Annotated in this window: 11 protein-coding genes and 7 pseudogenes; 9 read left to right on the forward strand and 9 right to left on the reverse strand. The window is 34.1% G+C overall.

What is annotated here, in order from left to right; translation table 11 throughout:
- Positions 1 to 86 precede the first annotated feature (86 nt).
- The 8 genes and pseudogenes from OOK84_RS06820 to OOK84_RS01790 all read left to right on the forward strand — a co-directional run.
- A pseudogene (locus OOK84_RS06820) lies at positions 87 to 551 on the forward strand (RDD family protein); the annotation flags it as partial.
- 93 nt (positions 552 to 644) lie between these two features.
- Positions 645 to 1,088: pseudogene (locus tag OOK84_RS06825) on the forward strand (RDD family protein); the annotation flags it as partial.
- 198 nt (positions 1,089 to 1,286) lie between these two features.
- Positions 1,287 to 1,451 (forward strand): hypothetical protein, encoded by a 165-nt coding sequence (locus tag OOK84_RS01770; RefSeq protein WP_264732141.1) that lies wholly within the window; start codon positions 1,287 to 1,289, stop codon positions 1,449 to 1,451.
- A 176-nt stretch (positions 1,452 to 1,627) separates the two neighbouring features.
- Positions 1,628 to 1,735 (forward strand): annotated as a pseudogene (locus OOK84_RS06730) (hypothetical protein); the annotation flags it as partial.
- Between the two features lie 45 nt (positions 1,736 to 1,780).
- Positions 1,781 to 2,002: pseudogene (locus OOK84_RS01775) on the forward strand (PD-(D/E)XK nuclease family transposase); the annotation flags it as partial.
- Between the two features lie 302 nt (positions 2,003 to 2,304).
- Positions 2,305 to 2,772 carry a thioredoxin-dependent thiol peroxidase gene (gene bcp / locus OOK84_RS01780; protein WP_264688477.1) on the forward strand — a complete coding sequence of 156 codons (468 nt, stop codon included), beginning with the start codon at positions 2,305 to 2,307 and terminating at the stop codon, positions 2,770 to 2,772.
- Positions 2,773 to 2,788: 16 nt separating this feature from the next.
- Entirely contained in the window at positions 2,789 to 3,868 is a 1,080-nt protein-coding gene (gene recF / locus OOK84_RS01785) for a DNA replication/repair protein RecF (protein ID WP_264732143.1), read from the forward strand.
- A 301-nt stretch (positions 3,869 to 4,169) separates the two neighbouring features.
- Positions 4,170 to 4,517: pseudogene (locus OOK84_RS01790) on the forward strand (IS110 family transposase); the annotation flags it as partial.
- Positions 4,518 to 4,535: 18 nt separating this feature from the next.
- Here the strand turns inward: OOK84_RS01790 and OOK84_RS06735 are convergent.
- From OOK84_RS06735 to OOK84_RS01825, 8 genes and pseudogenes are all read right to left on the reverse strand, one after another.
- A pseudogene (locus OOK84_RS06735) lies at positions 4,536 to 4,920 on the reverse strand (transposase).
- Positions 4,921 to 5,137: 217 nt separating this feature from the next.
- Positions 5,138 to 7,645, reverse strand: a complete 2,508-nt coding sequence (gene leuS, locus OOK84_RS01795; RefSeq protein ID WP_264732145.1) for a leucine--tRNA ligase — start codon at positions 7,643 to 7,645, stop codon at positions 5,138 to 5,140.
- A gap of 12 nt (positions 7,646 to 7,657) precedes the next feature.
- Entirely contained in the window at positions 7,658 to 8,263 is a 606-nt protein-coding gene (locus OOK84_RS01800; protein WP_253310003.1) for a murein hydrolase activator EnvC family protein, read from the reverse strand.
- A 53-nt stretch (positions 8,264 to 8,316) separates the two neighbouring features.
- A complete protein-coding gene (locus tag OOK84_RS01805) occupies positions 8,317 to 8,652 on the reverse strand; it encodes a MerR family transcriptional regulator (RefSeq protein ID WP_264732147.1) in 336 nt (111 codons plus the stop codon).
- A complete protein-coding gene (locus OOK84_RS01810) occupies positions 8,652 to 8,957 on the reverse strand; it encodes an integration host factor subunit alpha (RefSeq protein ID WP_253307244.1) in 306 nt (101 codons plus the stop codon). Before OOK84_RS01810 ends, OOK84_RS01805 begins: the two co-directional genes overlap by 1 nt.
- A 60-nt stretch (positions 8,958 to 9,017) precedes the next feature.
- Positions 9,018 to 10,199, reverse strand: a complete 1,182-nt coding sequence (locus OOK84_RS01815) for an MFS transporter (protein WP_264732149.1) — start codon at positions 10,197 to 10,199, stop codon at positions 9,018 to 9,020.
- A gap of 469 nt (positions 10,200 to 10,668) precedes the next feature.
- A pseudogene (locus OOK84_RS01820) lies at positions 10,669 to 11,249 on the reverse strand (winged helix-turn-helix domain-containing protein); the annotation flags it as partial.
- A 280-nt stretch (positions 11,250 to 11,529) separates the two neighbouring features.
- Positions 11,530 to 12,957 (reverse strand): sensor histidine kinase, encoded by a 1,428-nt coding sequence (locus tag OOK84_RS01825; RefSeq protein ID WP_264688069.1) that lies wholly within the window; start codon positions 12,955 to 12,957, stop codon positions 11,530 to 11,532.
- A 65-nt stretch (positions 12,958 to 13,022) separates the two neighbouring features.
- On the opposite strand from OOK84_RS01825, the gene OOK84_RS01830 reads away from it, so the two are divergent.
- Positions 13,023 to 14,198 carry an aspartate aminotransferase family protein gene (locus OOK84_RS01830; protein ID WP_264732151.1) on the forward strand — a complete coding sequence of 392 codons (1,176 nt, stop codon included), beginning with the start codon at positions 13,023 to 13,025 and terminating at the stop codon, positions 14,196 to 14,198.
- Between the two features lie 10 nt (positions 14,199 to 14,208).
- On the opposite strand, the gene OOK84_RS01835 is transcribed toward OOK84_RS01830, so the two are convergent.
- On the reverse strand, positions 14,209 to 17,910 hold the full coding sequence (locus OOK84_RS01835) for a DEAD/DEAH box helicase family protein (RefSeq protein WP_264732153.1): 3,702 nt from the start codon (positions 17,908 to 17,910) through the stop codon (positions 14,209 to 14,211).
- Between the last annotated feature and the right edge of the window lie 31 nt (positions 17,911 to 17,941).

Consider the following 17,941-nt stretch of genomic DNA (forward strand, 5'->3'; position numbering starts at 1 on the left):
CAAGGAAAGGAGCAGGTTAATCCAAACAATTTTACTATTATTTAATTGCTAGTCTGATATGTTAGGCAATCATGTTGGATACAAAAATGGATAACTATGCGGGAATTAATAAACGTGTTATAGCGTTTATAGTTGATCAAATAATATTTCCAGTCTTTTTTCTATTCATTTTGTCCATATCATCAGGTGAGCCCTTTACTGAACTTGTTAATGTTGTCTTCAGTTATACTGATACAGACTTTTCAGTGCAAGAAGGAGTATTAGGAATATTACTGCTTATAGTATTGGAAACATTAATGATAGCAAAACTTGGCTGGACTCCAGGAAAGTTATTATGTGGCATATACATAAAAGATGCAAATACACTTGAAAATATTGCTTTAATGCAAGTAGTGATAAGAAGCTCTCTTAAGATGCTTGTGTTCGCACCTTTCTGTATTTCTGAGTGGTTTTTAATATTACCAGTCTTGGTTTTAATATTCGCAGTATTTGATAAACGCAAGCAGTTCTTCCACGATAAAGTTGCAAAAACAGTAGTAATAGATTACAGACCTGAAAAATGCCACTTAAATTTAAACTGCGTGGGAATAACTAGGCGTGTTATAGCATATATTATTGATCGTTTTATTATTATTGGAGCCTCTTTGTTTTGTGTTTCTCTTGTAAAAACAACTTTCCACCCTGATAAATCTCAAATATTAATCATATACTTTTATTTATTTTTTTTCCTACCAATAGTGTTAGGAATATTTATAACAAGAAGACTTAGTGGCACTTTAGGGCAATTGTTGTGCTATATTTGCATTAAAGATATAAATACACTTAAAAATCCTACTCTAATACAAACAATAATTAGGTGTGTTTTGTTTGAAGTTATTAACTTCATATTGATTTCTATATTAATTATGAATACATTTTTTGATGCTCTTGATAAGTATACTTCTGAGTGGTGGTTTGACCCTTTATCAAGCTTAACCTTTATAGCTATAATACTAATTTTTACATCTGCAATATTCGATAGACGTAAGCAGTTTTTTCATGATAAAATTGCAAAGACAGTGGCAATAGATTATAAGCCTTCAAGCTGATTTCTTCTCCAGTTGTGGGTTTATACTTACTTTTTTTCTATTCAAATTCTAATCTGCATAAAATTTATTAAAAAGACTATTGACACTAAAAATATTCGTGTTATAGGTAAGGTCATATTTGGTATTTACATAAATTGTCTACGACCATTTAGTTTTACAGTGAGGGTAATTTTTTAGTTACACTTAAGGGAGGGTGAAATGGGTATAGGTCAACAACAACCAATTCGTGATACAGTTGATGAAGTTTGCACAGCGGCAAATAGCTTCATATATGATATTATCGCCGCAAATCAGAAGGATGATGCATGTAAACTTCTTAGTTTAGCGCTAAAAGTAAGGAAATTTTTGTTAAATGCTATTTAGGTGGGTTTGTAAATGCTCTTCGCAAGTATATTACTGGGGAACTTATAGATAAGTTTATAGAGCAGCTTATTGAGGAATATACAACTGAAGAACAACGCAAGGCTTTTATAAAAGAGGTTTGTGAGATTGTTTTAGATTCTCTTCCCACGTTCAATATTGAAGAGAGGTTTTTTCGGATATTAAATAAAAAGTATGACACAGAGGAGCATAGAAATAAATTTTTACACTTAGCCGCTGAGCAAGGTAATTTAGATGCAGCGAAATATTTTGTAGAAAAAGGGGCTGATATTAGTGCTAAGACCAATGGTGATGATACTCCTCTCTACAAGGCTGCATTTGTGGTCGAAATGCAGCTCGCTCGCGACAAGGGCTTTGAAAAACGCGCACAAGCATATGCTGGTAAAGTTTACTCAAGACAGTCTGGCAGATACACTAATTTAAAGAAGGTCTTCTTTATTGCGATTTCAAATTGTATTTTGTTTCCTAAGAAATCCAATTATATATCTAGCCATACTATAAGAGATGAGGAAACTAATGAGCATGACTTACAATGCTTAAGCTTAAAGCATTAGATGCTTTTTACAAGATACAAGGCAGAAACTTATCAATAAGCCCCCATCAAGAATCTTATCTGTTAGCTATATATAAAATTTGATACTCTGACTACAATATACTACTATAGATAAAAGTGTTATCAATGGAGCAAAGTATGGAATTAACAGTAGGAAATAATGTACCATACTACTATAATACCACGGAAGTGGTATTAATGGAGAGAGGTATGGAATTAGCAGTAGAAAATAATGCACCATATTACTATAATACCATAAAAGTGTTATTAATGGAGCAAGGTATGGAATTAGCAGTAGGAAATAATGCACCTGATTTTAGCTTACCAACAGATTCTGGTGAAAATTTATCATTGAGTGAATTTTTTGATAAAAAAAATGTAGTTCTTTATTTTTATCCTAAAGACGATACTCCGGGTTGTAGGATGGAGGCAAAAGGCTTTAGAGATAAAATAGATGATTTTTCTTCCCTTGACACAGTGATAATTGGTGTATCAAAAGATAGTGTTAAGCGCCACGCTAACTTCAAAGCAAAATATTCTCTGCCATTTTCCTTAGTTTCTGATGAGAATGCTGAAATGTTGGAAAAATATGGTGTTTGGGTAGAGAAAAGTATGTTTGGCAAAAAGTATATGGGAATAGAGCGCACTACTTTTTTAATAGATAAAAAAGGTAAAGTAGTGAAGATCTGGAAAAATGTAAAAGTTAGTGGGCATGTTGATGAGGTTCTGGAAGAAGTAAGGAGAATGTAAACTAAAGAATAGGTTAATGGCTACCCATTGCTACATAAAAAAGCTGAAATTACATAATTTTCGTAGCCACTCAAACTTTGAACTGGATTCAGATGATAGCTCAGTTGTAATAACTGGCGAAAATGGTATTGGTAAAACTAATATACTTGAAGCAATCTCGTTGCTTGCTAAAAGCAATGGAATGAAAAAAGCAAAAGCCAGTGAGATACAAAATAGATTCAGTAATGAAGATTGGGTAGTGCACTATGATTTTTTTAATGGAACGGATTTTAATTCAATTGGTATCGCAAAGAGTTTTGATAAGAAACTAATACAAATTGATGGAAAAACGCAATCAAGTTATTCATCTCTGTATAAGATATCCAATGTAATATGGCTGATTCCACAAATGGACTATGTTCTTCTTAATTCTCCAAGTGACAGATTAAAATTTTTAGACCGTATAGTTTCACTGTTTGAAGAAAAGTACACTTGCTGCTACATGAAATATAGAAAAGCTAAACATGAGCGAAGTAAACTATTGAGGGAGAACATTTTGAACAAAAACTGGTTCTCTAGTCTTGAAAACATAATGGCCGTTAATGCAGTTAGTATTTTACATATGCGATCGTCTGTTTTAAAAATATTACAAGATACAATTGATAACCATTCCAGTAAGCTTTTTCCGAAGGCAAGTTTGAAATTCAGCAGCCAGCTAACTTTGGACGATACTGCAGAATATTTTCAGAATCGTCTAAAGGAAAACAGAGAAAAAGATTCATTGACTGGTAGAGTAACCCTTGGTGTGCATAACGATAATTTTCGGGTTTTTTGTCAAAAAAGAAACGTACCAATAAATCTGTGCTCCACTGGAGAACAAAAGTTATTACTGCTTTCTATTATTTTATCCAGTGTAAAAGCAAGGTGTATTCATTACAATAAGGCACCACTTCTTCTACTTGATGATATAATGTCTCATCTGGATAAACATTACAGAAAGGCGTTAATAGAGGAAGTGTTAAGTATTCAATGTCAAACTTGGATAACTGATGTAAATCAAGATAATTTCAATAGCTATCTTTATTCTTTCAAGTTTTTTGAATTGTTAAGTAAATAAGTGACAATATTCTTCTGCAAAAGGAAAGAAATACTTACGTCCTTGGTCTTTTATTATATGACTGTGACCTTACCCAGATGATATGAATAAGTATTGCTTGGTTGAAAGCAAGAGAAGATAATAACTTTTCAGAGTGGATAGGTGGCAGGTTGGTACTTCTTTTGAGGCACTTTCTGCTCTTACATGGAGTGTAGGAAGAAGACCTCGTGACCCAGATTCTGCCACCGGCGAGGCTCACAAAATGTGATGACCTCGTATAGGAGTTTGGAACAACCGGTACTCTGATATATTGAAATATGCAATTGGAGGAAAAAATGCGTCACATTGGAGTTATACTAATAGCTTTACTGCTTGTTATCTGCAAGAAGGGAAGCCAGAGTATATTCAAACGTTTTGCTTAAAAGACTTGGATAATTTTATCGAAAATCTTCAAGAAACAGATAAAGTGGCTATAGAAGCAACAGGCAATAGCTGTTTCTTTTATGATGCAGTTTCACCTTACGTTAAGCGTGTGGTAATAGTCGCTCCCGGACAGTTTGAAGTTGTGCGCCGCTCTATACACAAAACAGACAAGCATGATGCAAGAGCTATTGCTTTCTTTCTAAGCAAAGATATGTTGCCTGAGGCAAGGCATAAAAGCAAACAATGTTAGCAGTTATAGTATTTTCTAAAACGAATGATAAACGTCTAAAATGGTATTACCAACTAAAAGGTGTAAGTCTGTACATTGATGCATTAGAGGTCTGAGGCGACTTTTGATGGTGTGCCAACAATGCTCTATCGGATTTAGATCAGGTGAATATGTTGGAAGATAAAGCAAATGACAGCCAAAAGACTCTATTAATGACTTTGTTTTGGGAGTTTTATGGAATGTAGCATTATCCATAACTATGGTTGTATTACGCTGCAATTGTGGTTCGCTCTAACCATACATTAAATACATCTTTATTACACCCTCCTGTGAAGGTCATTGGTGCAATAAACTTCTTTTCAATCCATCCACCTATTATACTCACTCTTTCCCGCTTTTTTCCTGGAACATCAGCATATATTTTTTCTCCTCTTGGAGCTCGTGCATATTCTCAGTATAGAATATATTATACCTTTATCATTCGCTTTTGAAAATACTATAAAACAGAAACAAAAGTGCTGTTTATTGCAGCTTTTGGGTAATTTAATGGTAAAAATTTTAGAGAGAAATTTTATACACTATCACTGATATTTTCCCTTAAGTTGACGCCATTGCCTGAACAGATACACTCGGATTTTTTATATAACTATATTTACTATCTTATTTGGTACAGCATATACAGTGCGAACTTTGCTTTGACCGATCTTACTGGACACAGAGTCTATCGCTATTTTCTTCAATTCTTCTTGAGGTAAGTTAATTGCTACCTTTATTGTTGTGCGTAATTTTCCATTGATTTGCACTGCTATAGTTACCGTATCGTCAACTAATAATGATTCATCAGCTTTTGGCCAAGGTTGACCTCCTATTTCTTGCCATAGGCTTTCAGCTAGATGTGGTATGAATGGTTCGATTACTCTGATTAATATACATATACCTTCATCAATAAGAGATTTTCCAGTTTTTACATCTATTTCAGCTATTAAATTCGTCATCTCACGAAATTTTGCCACTACACAGTTTAATCTGCAGTTTTCCAAGTCATCTGTAAGTCCGTGTAAGAGTTTATGAATTTTTTTTCTGTACTCTAGAAGTCCACCCGTAATACTTTCATTATCATAGTGTATATTTACAGGTCTCAGCTGCATGACCATACGCCACAATTTATTTACATAACGAGAACAACCTTCCACGCCATCATCGGACCATTCCATATCTTTTTCTGGAGGAGTGTCGGACAACACAAACAAGCGAGCAGTATCAGCACCATACTTTTCTATGATAAAATTTGGATCAACTGTGTTCTTTTTCGACTTGCTCATTTTTTCAACTTTGCCCACTTGAACCTTAGCTCCTTGTGCAATCAACTCTTTTGCTTCTGCGGGAAATAGCCACTTACCATTTTCGTCTTTATAAGTTGCATGGCAGACCATTCCTTGAGTGATTAAAGTAGAGAAAGGCTCTTTAATAGCAAAATAGCCACATTTGGTTAAAGCACGGCAGAAAAATCGTGAGTAAAGCAAATGCAGAATTGCATGTTCTATCCCACCTATATAATAATCAACAGGCATAAAACGATTACATGCATCTTTGTCTATTGATTTATCTTCACTACAGAATGCAGCAAAATACCAGGAAGACTCAAAAAAGGTGTCGAATGTATCAGTTTCACGCTCTGCTTGCTTTCCACATTTTGGGCAATCAACGAACTTCCAAGTTGGGTGCTTATCCAGCGGATTGCCACCACTTGTAAATTCTACATCTGCAGGTAGAACCACAGGAAGGTCTTTTTCTGGCACTTGCACAGTTCCACAATCTTTACAATATATTATAGGTATAGGGCATCCCCAATAACGTTGTCTCGAAATTCCCCAATCATGTAAACGATAGTTTGTTGTTTTCTCACCTATCCCTTTTTCTTTGAGCTTTTTAATGATTACTTCCTTTGCTCTACTTACCGTTAATCCGTTTAAGAATTCAGAATTGAACATTACCCCATCGCCAGTATACGCCTCCTTTGTCATCCCAGTGCTTCGACACTGGGATCCATTGTAAGAATTCTGGATTCCAGCGTCACGCGCTGGAATGACACCTAAGTGGGCTGAAGAAATAACGGGAATAATCGGCAAATTATATTTCTGTGCAAATTCAAAATCACGCTGATCATGTGCAGGGCAACCAAAAATCGCGCCTTCCCCATATTCCATCAACACAAAATTCGCTATGTAAAGCGGCAATTCCTTATCAAGAAATGGATGCTTGACGTTTAATCCGGTGTAAACTCCTATTTTTTCATCATTCTCCCCATTTGTTTTTATGTTATCGATAAAGTCCTGTATTTCTTTATTTTTTAAATCCTGCACAATAGGGTGCTCTGCTGCCACTGCACAAAAAGAAGCCCCAAATAAAGTATGAGGATAAGTTGTAAAAACCTTCAATTTCTTATTTAAGCCAACTACTTCAAACTCTATAGTTGCTCCTTCAGATTTTCCTATCCAACGCTCCTGCATTGTTTTGACTTTTTCTGGCCAATTTTTCAAACTTTGCAGGCACTTGAGTAAGTCTTCAGCGAAATCAGTAATCTTTAAAAACCATTGGGACAACTTACGTTTTTCAACAACTGCACCTGATCGCCACCCTTTTCCATCAACCACCTGTTCATTTGCAAGCACTGTTTGGTCCACTGGATCCCAGTTAACCCATGACTCTTTTCGATAGGCAAGCCCATGCTTTAAAAAATCCAGGAAAAATTTTTGTTCGTGTTTGTAGTAATCAGGCTCACATGTGGAGAGTTCACGCTCCCAATTATAAGAAAGACCTATAGATTTCAACTGTGTACGCATATTATCTATATTCTCTTTTGTCCATGTTTCAGGGCTAATATTATTGTCCCTTGCTGCATTTTCAGCTGGTAATCCAAACGCATCCCAGCCAATTGGATGCAAAACCTCAAATCCACGAGCTCTCTTGTAACGCGCTATCACATCCCCTATTGCATAGTTACGTAAGTGCCCCATATGAATTTTACCGGATGGATATGGAAACATCTCCAATACGTAACATTTCTCTTGTTCACTATTCTTGCTTACAGAAAAATCCCATTTATCTTGATAAAATTTTTCAACACTTTTAAAATCATATTTCATATAAATCCAAATTCAATTACAGTTCACATGCATCAAAGGATCAACCGCTTGGCCATTATGCCGTATTGTGAAACACATCTGTGGATCTTTATCTTGTGTGCTTGATTTACCTGCAGATCCAATCACTTGACCTTGCTTTACTTTATCACCAATTTCAACATGTATGTTTTTTAAATAGGAGTACACAGTCATGTAATTATCTTTGTGTTCTACTATAATTAAATTTCCATACCATCTCAGCCCTTTGCCTACATATACCACTTTGCCGGGTGCAGAGGCAACTACATTCGTTCCATTTTGAGCAGCAATTTTTATGCCATCCTTACACATTTCATCAGAAGAGGTAGCTGAAATAACTGTACCTTTAACTGGCATTACAAATTTGCAATTTACCCCCACGTTTTGTGCATTATTGTTATCTTTGTATATCCTGTTTATGATGGCTTTTCTATTTTCTTTTTTTATTAAAGGCTCCCTAATTAAATGGTACTCTCTTGTATATTCCAGCTCTCTTTTTCCGTAAAATTCTTCGCCTTTAAGCAGCACAGGTGCAGGTTTTTGCAGGCCACAGCCTATTAATATTGCTAATAATATAAGAAATGAAGCTATATGCCACATTTTAGATATATCAACTCTCACAAAACTCCAAAATTTTAGCGAGACGTAGTGTTTCACGCCTGTTCGTTACTTTCCTCGTTATTTATTTTACTAGTTAAATAATCCCTCAAATCGGTAAGTTCTTGCAACAAATTCTTTGGATCACGATTGACTTTTATATCATTACCAAATTCTTTTTGCACTCCTTTTATTGTATATCCTTTATCATATAGCATGTATTTTACTTTCTTTATGGCCTCTATACACTTAAGATCATATAGCCTTCTTCCTTTACGCTTTGTAGGCTTAATTTGATGAAATTGACCTTCCCAAAATCTTAAAACATGCTGTTCCAAATGTAGCTCTTCAGCTACTTCCCCAATCGTATAAAATAATTTTTCCTTATTCATTAATTATTGATTAATTTTTTTATAATTTTTGAAGGCCTAAAAGAAATTGAATTTCTTGCCTGAATCATCACTTTCTCTGATGTATTTGGTATATTTCCTGGTCTTTCCTTCTTTTTCTTAACCAAGAATGTTCCAAATGACGATATTTTTACTATTCCATCCTTTACCAAGCTTGTCTTTATTTCGTTCAATATATCATCTATTATCGAAGCAGAGTCTTCCTTTGATAATCCTATTTCTTGGTTTATATTTTCAGCTATCGTTGCCTTAGTTACTGTTGTGTCTTTTGTTGTAACGTGATCCATTATTGATAAATATTACAATACGTAAATATAATATAGCAATCGACTCGAGATTCAGCTACTTTATTTTTTAGGGTATGTCTCTTCTGTAGCATAATTTAAAATACTAGCAACTGCCAACATTACAAATATTGCAAAAAGCGCCATTTGATGATCTGTAAAAAGTGCTAGCATTGACACTATAATTCCTCTGACAATAAACATAAACCCATTGATAATGGATGATGATGTGCTAATGTATTTTCGTTTCACAATCTCGCTGCCGACAGTAAAATTAAGCATATGTCCTCCCGCAAAAAACCCGAACATTAACATACAAAAGTACACAACGTGGACTGTTAAGTGGCTGCACAACAAAATAATCATTGAAATACCTTGTAACAGAGCAAAAGCAGAGATTACATGCCTTCTATTTTTAAATAGATTTGAGATTCGATCTGCAATTGGAGCACCAACTGCAAGACCAAGCCATAGTATTGCGGTTGCTACACCTGACTCCACTGCATCAAGTTCTGAGTTGCTCAGTAACCTTGGAGCCCACAAGGTATTCAGTGCTAAAAATGTTCCAAAAGTAATAGCACCCACCACTGAAGTTATCCAGATATCTCTTAATTTTAGCACTGTGAGTACAGAGCACATTACTGTTCTTATAGAGCTTTTTATTGTGCATTCTTCTGAACTGCTTTCTAGAAGTGTGTTTGGACAAAAAAGCGTAAGTACAAATATCAACACACCAAATAGTATTATGCATACAATCAGATTCTTCCAATCTGCACCTTCGGCAAGCAAGCTAGAGAACAACATTTGAATCACCAAAGCGGAAAGACTTGAAATTGTCTGCACTAGTGAAAACATTAATCCAAATTGGGCAACGGAAAAACATATGCTACTTGTATGAGCAGCACCAATAAAACCAAATGATGCTCCAGTTGCAATCAATACTTGAGATAAAATCAAATGGGAAAAATTATCACTATTAATAAGGACAAAAAACCCCAAGATCATAGTTGATAACGAGAAAAAATAAATTTTTTTACTGGAAAAAACATTAAACGTTGCCCCACTAAAAAATTGTAAGATAGCAAAAGTCCAAGTATATACTGAGTTAGCTAGCGCAACTTGCGCGATTGTAAGTCCAAGTTCTTTTTCAAGATTCACACTTATAAAAGTATAAACTATCTGAATATTGCTGAATATAACAACCAAGTTACTAATCAGCCAAATGAACCAAGCTCTACTTTCCATAAGATTTATTTTTATAAGTAATCTATTAGAAATTTAACACTAAGTCTCTTTTTAAGCTATTGTTTCCTGAATAAGTGCTGGACTTGACTTTCTTTAGCTTTATTGTACAATTAAATAATTTTATTCTAGAGGTTGGTAATATGGCACCACAAGATAAATCTCAATTCAAAAAGTTTGACAATATATTAGCAAGAATAAGTGACACCATTGATTCTGGTAAGGGTGATTCTATTGAGATTTATGATGAAATAAAAAATTAGCTGAGAGAAGAACTTAATAATGTATATGAAGAATGGAAAAGTAGTGAATTTAATCCAAACTTCAGATTCAAATTAGATGATAGTTATGAAGTAGAAACAACGCTACTGCACATTGCCATTCAATGCAGGAAAAGTGCTGCGTGTGTACCACTAGTCCAATGCTTGTTAGATCAGGGAGCTGATCCCAACGTACAAGATAGTCCTTATAGTAGTCTTACCTTAACCTGTGTCCTAATGCCTTTTTTAAACCACCCGTGTCCAATCTTTGAATGTGTGCCAAACCGCGATTCATCGAAGAAAAACAGCTCTTTTTCAGGATACATGACAATAGTTTCATTAAGATTTTTTTTTAAACTCCTCTTGTTTACTTTTATCTTGTCCGTTATGCACTGGTCTTGGTGTGATATATGAGAATTTCATTCTTTGCATATTAAGGTGTACTGTAGACTTGCTAAACCAAACTTTTCCTGAATTCTTGTTCTCGTTTCTTTAATGGTAATGTTGGGATTTTCTTGTATCCATGCTTCAACTTGTTCAAGTTGGCTTTGGTTCAATATAGTTTTTCTACGGCGTTGAGGTGGAGCAAATAATTTTTCTTCTGTGCCAAACTTTAGGTCATGCAGTAAGTGCCTTTCTTGAAATGCAACATATTTTTGCTACGGCTGTTATACTATGCTTTTTTGCTGCAATTACAGCATTTAGTTTTTTTGCAACATATGCATTATTTCTTACTTTCTTCAGCATTTCTTTTGCTCACTTTTTCATCCAATAATTTTGATCTTAATGCCATTTAAACCTCGCTATTTTACTTACTCCAGTATGGCTTTTTTTCCATTATTGTCTATCCGTTAATTGTATAGCGGGAATTGGTATAACTAATTTACTTATCAACATATCCACTAACTATAATCTGTATACCGCTACACAGTTAGAAGTATTTTTTGATTTTACAATACAGCTTGAGATTCAATTTTTATAATTTTCTTGTTGACTAGCCAGACGGTACCTACCTTCTCGGCTTGCTGCTTTTGATAAAGTGTGGTTTTCAAGACCATATCAAATAGATCCTATTAAAAATCAATCGAATCTTCACATGTTTGTTCTTCATAAAAGAAGTTCAATGTTATCGTAGTACCAAGTTTTGCTTCACTTTTAATGTCGAAAGTCCCACCCATTAACTCTACTAATTTCTTGCTTAGCGGTAATCCGATGCCCGTACCTTCATTTCTATATCCCGAATCTGCTTGGCCAAAAACAGACATAACTTTATATATATCCTGCTGCATTATTCCTATTCCATTGTCATGAAACTCAATAGTTAATAAGTTTTTTTCTATATTTTCTTTTATCACCATTCTTATTAAACCATCTTTGGGAGTAAACTTGATTGAGTTTGATAATAAATTTATTATAACTTGTTTCATTCTCTTAGGATCTGCAATGACTAATAATTGTTTATTAGTCGTCTCTTTTTTTAAATTAATCCCGGCTTCTTTTAATTTAGGTAATAGCATATTTACGCATGAATCTATTATTTTGTTCAGGTTAAACTTCACTTTTTCTACTGTTAAACTACTTGATTCAGCTTTTGAAAAATCTAACACATCATTAATTAAGGTAAGTAAGTGTGTTCCTGCATTATATATATCGTCTGCATACTCCTTGTATTGAGAGTTATCCATTGAACCTAAAGTTTCATTTTTGATCAACTCCGCAAATCCAATAATAGCATTAAGAGGTGTGCGTAATTCATGTGTAACGCTTGCAAAAAATTTTAGCTTATTTGCATTTTCTTGCTCTAATGCCTCTTTTATCTGCTGTAATTCAATGTTAGTTTTATGTTGCTTGGCTAGCATTTGGGTATTAGAAAATTGCAAATAGAACATTATTAATATTAAAATTATTAATAATAAGCCCAAAAATGTTAAAAATAGGCCATATGCTATAACATAAGAATTATTGTAGTTTCGAAGAATCTTCAAAAAAAACGAAGGTTTAACGCTATTTTCATGGAATATAGGAAAAATAGAAGTTAATGTATTTCCTGTAGTATAAAATATTTCTTGGTTACTTAATAGTTCATCAATTTCATCGTTTGTAAGTAACTGTTCATAATCATAATCTTGAGTGTTAAAATTACTGAATATTATTCTGCTGTTTTGATCATACAGTATTAAGCTGAAATCCTTTACTTTGCTCACTGATTGTAATAATTCAGCACGAAGTTTTACCAGTTGGTTTATGTAGTCAAAATTTTTGTATTTAATGTGATGCTTTTCTATTAGTAAATAATGGTATTTTTTTATTATGCCATTTTCCAGTATACTTTTTAAGTTTACACTTGAATCACGGTAAGAAGAAAGGAAATTACTCCTTAGTAAATAATTACAATATATCACACTGAATAAAATCATAAAGATCGATGAGAGTAATGCAATAACTTTTGTGTATTTGTTTTTCTCCAGTGCAGAAAACATTGATTTACCTAGCTTATACATATTCTTCTTATTGTGAAACAACGGTTTTTATGTTATTAATAATAAAATCTAGCATATAATATTTTATGACAATTTCTCCTATTTTGCCAGTTTATTCTCCTGTTAACATAAATTTTTCTTATGGTAAAGGTATTTACTTGTATGATATTGACGGTAAGCGCTACGTAGATTTTCACTCTGGAATAGCCGTTAGTAGCTTAGGTCACACCAATTCGCGATTAATTAGTGCTCTAAAATTGCAAGGAGAAGAATTATGGCATATATCAAATACCTATAATATACCTGCTGCCAATAATTTTGCAGAAAAATTAATAAACAACAGTTTCGCTGACACTGTATTTTTCTCAAATTCTGGATCAGAGGCAGTAGAATGTGGGCTTAAGATTGCTAGGGTCTATCAAAACGGAAAAGGCAATAAAAACCGTCACAGAATTTTAACATTCCATGGTGCATTTCATGGAAGAACCTTCCTAACTTGTGCTGCAAACGATAAACAGAAATTTTCTGAATTACTGAGTCCCTGTATTGATTGGTGTGATAATATCGAGCCCAATATTGAGAGTGTAAAGAAAGCAATTTCAAGTGGTATAGGCGTTATATTAATAGAACCAATACAAGGGCAAGGTGGTATCAAAGTAATGAATGAAGTCTTTATGAAAGAACTAAGAAAGCTGTGTGATGAAAATGACATATTGTTATTTTTTGATTGCGTACAATGCGGTGCTGGTAGGACAGGAAAATTATTCGCATACGAACATATAGGAGTGGAACCTGATATATGTGCTCTTGCAAAGGGAATAGGAGGAGGCTTTCCGCTAGGGGCTTGTCTTGCAACTGAAAGGGCTGCTAAGTATATGGCGGTCGGTATGCACGGTTCCACTTTTGGTGGCAATCCGCTTGCAACCTCAGTAGGTAATGCTGTGCTCGAAGAATTGCTCAGTCCTGGCTTTTTGAAAAATGTTGAAATTAGAGGTAAGTATTTAAAAAATAAATTAGAAGACTTAGCAAGTAAATTTCCAATAATAGAAGAAGTGAGAGGGAAAGGGTTAATGCTTGGAATAAAGGTGAAAGCAAACAATAAAAAGTTTGCAGAAGAGCTAAGTTATCGCGGCTTGCTTACTGTTGGGGTAACATCAGATAACGTTGTGAGAATTTTACCTCCACTAATTATCACTGAAAAAGAGATTGATGAAGGAATTGAGATTCTTAGACAATACTTATCTGAAAAATCTTCTGATTAAGTGCTACGTATCAAGCAGATGCAGACACATAAGGAGATTTCTCTTCATGAGGTATTGGCTGTATCAGGACTGAAGATAGGTCAGTATCTATAGCATCAGCCATCTCGTTCATGTATTTTACCTTATCCTGCTCTCTTATCAGTGTAAGCTCATTCATATCACTTAGTGAGTCAAACTTTGTTGCATCCTCAAATATAAATGATTGTATGATGCTTGTCGGAGTACAGAAAAAAGCGTTATTACCAAGCGACAATGTTATGTCTAATAAATCCTGTACTAAATCGTTTCTAAAAACGCATTTTGACAACTCCCCTAACAGGATTGGTATTCCAAAAAGAAAAAATGTTCCTTTCACTAAATAGGTCGTTACTCCACATAATAATGCACCACACAAAAATGCTAGCGTTCCAAATGCTATGGAACCGCAAAGTGATGGCAATAGCATAGTATAGCCTAATGATATTTCATATATAAGCTTCACTGAAACTATAAGTCCGATGAATAGCATAGCTGTACCCAAAACCATCCTTTGTCCAGAACGTTCTGTCAAGTTCTTGCGCCACAATTCAGAAAAGTCATTGTTAACTTTTACTTTAAAAATATTATGGTTAGTTTTTAATTTAAGTCCTAAATCAAAATTTTCTCTAAGCTCTGGGTCAAGAAAATTTTCCCACTCTGAAATTACTTCATGACGCCATTTATGGCAACTTACAATCTCATCAATTACCATACTAATTTGATTATTGATCTTGTATAAATTGCTCATTTTATATGAACATCCACAATAATGCTTTTTTCTAAAGTCTGTGCAGCTTAAATTCTTTAAATCACACAAAAAGTCTTTAATTTCTTGTGCTGTTTTATTAGCATCATCTCCGTAACCTACGGCTTTCAAAACTGTTGCTAAGTGCTCATTTTCAATGCAAGCAACTGTTTTATCTAATGCGTGTATATATTGTTTGGATTGAAAATATGAGATGATTTTTTCTTTACACCTATCTCCATTGCCTTCGTACAAACTATTTTGTGTAAAACTATCATCATTTTCTCCGGCAATTTTTAATACATGACTTAACATATTTTGAGCCTTCACACTACTTTCAAAGTAGCAGTTTCTGATTATATGTACATATGCCTTTGCATTAGCATCTTCGGACTTGCCTACATTATACGCTTTAGCTAAAAAGACTAAATAATCAAACCCTGCCCATAGATAATACATGGACTTTACAATAGCACTTCCCACAGAAAATAGAACTGAGCGCGTGCAAGATAATTTACCGTTGTTTTTAATTCTGTCTTCATATGAACAAAGATATTTTTCTGTGCTTTTTAAAATCTTACGTAAATCTTCTTCTGTCTTTCCTACGTCAAAATCATTTATATCATGTACTTTTTCATACACCTCTTTCATCGAATCATCTGAAAATTTTTTCAGAGCTGCGTCATCGATATTTCCTAGTGCATCCATGTTTTCGCTAATATAGATCTCTATTTTTTCTCCAAGCTCTATTCCCATTCTATTTTTTATTAGTTTATTGTACCTATCAGTGGCTGGAAATAAAACCTTTTGACAAAAATCCTGCGGTGCACTTTTTAATTTTGCTAAAACTTTATCTACAAATAACTCAATTTTTTCACCTCCAGCAGCAAAAAACCAAGGTTGCCTGTTAGGATTGCGTTCTCTATTTCTTCCCAAATTCTGCAAAGCTTCTGCTGGATTGTTGAACTGACTAGTTGAATCTCTAAATATTGATGCAACGTGATTATACTCACTATCGAAACCACGGCCTTTTGACTCGTCTATAATTGTTATCAACGCATATTTAGCCAATGTACTTAAATCACCTTGGTCATAATTACAATAGTCAACTTCATATTCACCTTCGTCATTACGTGTTATTTTAAAAAAAGGTTTATTTGTCTCAATACCAAGATCATTTTTTCCAAGTCCTGCAAAAATACATTTATTTTTTTCACAGAAATCGCTGAGATTGTGTAGTGCACCTTCTATAAGATCATGTAGCTTTTGACTTAAGTGCCAATTGTCTACTATTAATCTACTTTGATCATCGTTGCTTGTTTTCAGTGCACTAATAACTGTATTTACCTGTGGTAAAAGCTTGTCCCTAGCGAATTGCTCACTAAAACCTTTTTCCTTTAAGAAAGCTATAATGCTGCCATCATTAGCAGTATTAATCTTATTTTTAACACCTTCTATTAATCTACCTAAATCTTCTCTTCTTTGTTTATCCAAAGCGGTGTTATCGCATCCCATTAAATACGAGAGTGTAAGATCGATCATTGAATGCATTACTCTGTATTCTAGATACTTAACAGTATCGCTAAAATCTACCTTGTCTTTCAATTTAGATATCTGTTCTTCCGTTAGACCGGGGTGTTGCTTTTTAATGCAGTTTATAAAGTTTGATTGACGTAATTTGAGTCTGTAATCTTTGTACAACATCCCTTCAGGCTGAAATTTATCATAAACTTTATAACGCGTACCATCTTCATATACCAAATTATCCTTACCTTGCAATGCAAAGCTAAGGTTAATTATGCTATTCACATCATCAACTAGAATAAGAGCATTTTCCCCAATTGGGCTTTGTACGTTCCACCTTACAGATTCCAGCAGATTATCAGAGTCAACAAGTTTATCGTAATTAAAAACTTCTTCACTCTCTTCAACGTATTCATGAGCTGGACTAGACTTTTCCCTAGTAAATAAGCTGCGCACGTTAGCAGCTAACCTAGAGAACAGTTCTTTTGACTCTACTCCAGTTATTTTGGTCAACACCCACCAAATTGGCAACATTACTATAGAAAATATAACGAAAGAAATTGTAAAGTATAGATTATTAATTAAAGCGGAATATAACCAATAATCTGAAGTTAGACCAATTATTGCAGCAACATTACTATTTATAATAGGGAATAATGTAATTAAAGGTATTATGGTAGCAGCAACATTCACCACGAATGCCCGATTGAATTTTTCTCTTTCATTAGTTTTTGCAATAACATTTACTGTTTTGATAGTGTTTGAAATGCAGCGTCTACTTGATCTAGTAGGGCTAATAACTTTTCCACATCTATTTAGGATCCTTTTCTTTGGTGTTGCAGTTAGGTAAGTCGTAGGATATTCCGCATCAAGTTTGCACATATTTTCAAAGGCCTGCTGCTTGTTAATGCTATCTGCTTCATCAACACTAACCCACAATTTAGGCTTTTCACCGTTTTGCTCTTCAAATTTTCGATCATTCTCTTGCTGTAAAAGCAGATCATGTGTTACTATAATTGTTGTAGGTTCAGTGACTTTCAGCGCATCTTTAATTTCTTGCACAGTTTTAGGTGTTTTAACATCTACAGTAAATGCACCATCTATCATTTTCTTAGCCTGTTCAACTAAATTACCATTTGGCACTGCAACTAAATGGTGATATCCTGCTTGAGCTAGCGCATGACTCCACAATCCAATATCATAAGTCTTGCCAAACCCAGTTTCTGCATCAATCGTAGTATTACAGTTAGTGATGGAAGAACTTTCTAGATGCTTTAGCATCTCTTCAACAACAGGTTTACGACGTTCTACTATTATAGATTCTTTGTCACTGAAGAGCTTTATAGATTCACCTTGTAGCTTACTATTAACTTCCTTTAAATGAGGGATAAGCTCTTTTATTTGATTAGTAATACATTGACTCATATCTTCCCACTATCAATACAATGTATTCCAT

This window comes from Wolbachia endosymbiont (group A) of Sphaerophoria taeniata, assembly GCF_947250735.1.
In the GTDB taxonomy this organism is placed as follows: Bacteria; Pseudomonadota; Alphaproteobacteria; order Rickettsiales; family Anaplasmataceae; genus Wolbachia.

Coding starts and splice junctions, on each gene's coding strand:
- OOK84_RS01770 (WP_264732141.1), top strand. CDS start 1,287: ATGGGTATAGGTCAACAACAACCAATTCGTGATACAGTTGATGAAGTT.
- bcp (WP_264688477.1), top strand. CDS start 2,305: ATGGAATTAGCAGTAGGAAATAATGCACCTGATTTTAGCTTACCAACA.
- recF (WP_264732143.1), top strand. CDS start 2,789: ATGGCTACCCATTGCTACATAAAAAAGCTGAAATTACATAATTTTCGT.
- leuS (WP_264732145.1), bottom strand. CDS start 7,645: ATGAAATATGATTTTAAAAGTGTTGAAAAATTTTATCAAGATAAATGG.
- OOK84_RS01800 (WP_253310003.1), bottom strand. CDS start 8,263: ATGTGGCATATAGCTTCATTTCTTATATTATTAGCAATATTAATAGGC.
- OOK84_RS01805 (WP_264732147.1), bottom strand. CDS start 8,652: ATGAATAAGGAAAAATTATTTTATACGATTGGGGAAGTAGCTGAAGAG.
- OOK84_RS01810 (WP_253307244.1), bottom strand. CDS start 8,957: ATGGATCACGTTACAACAAAAGACACAACAGTAACTAAGGCAACGATA.
- OOK84_RS01815 (WP_264732149.1), bottom strand. CDS start 10,199: ATGGAAAGTAGAGCTTGGTTCATTTGGCTGATTAGTAACTTGGTTGTT.
- OOK84_RS01825 (WP_264688069.1), bottom strand. CDS start 12,957: ATGTATAAGCTAGGTAAATCAATGTTTTCTGCACTGGAGAAAAACAAA.
- OOK84_RS01830 (WP_264732151.1), top strand. CDS start 13,023: ATGACAATTTCTCCTATTTTGCCAGTTTATTCTCCTGTTAACATAAAT.
- OOK84_RS01835 (WP_264732153.1), bottom strand. CDS start 17,910: ATGAGTCAATGTATTACTAATCAAATAAAAGAGCTTATCCCTCATTTA.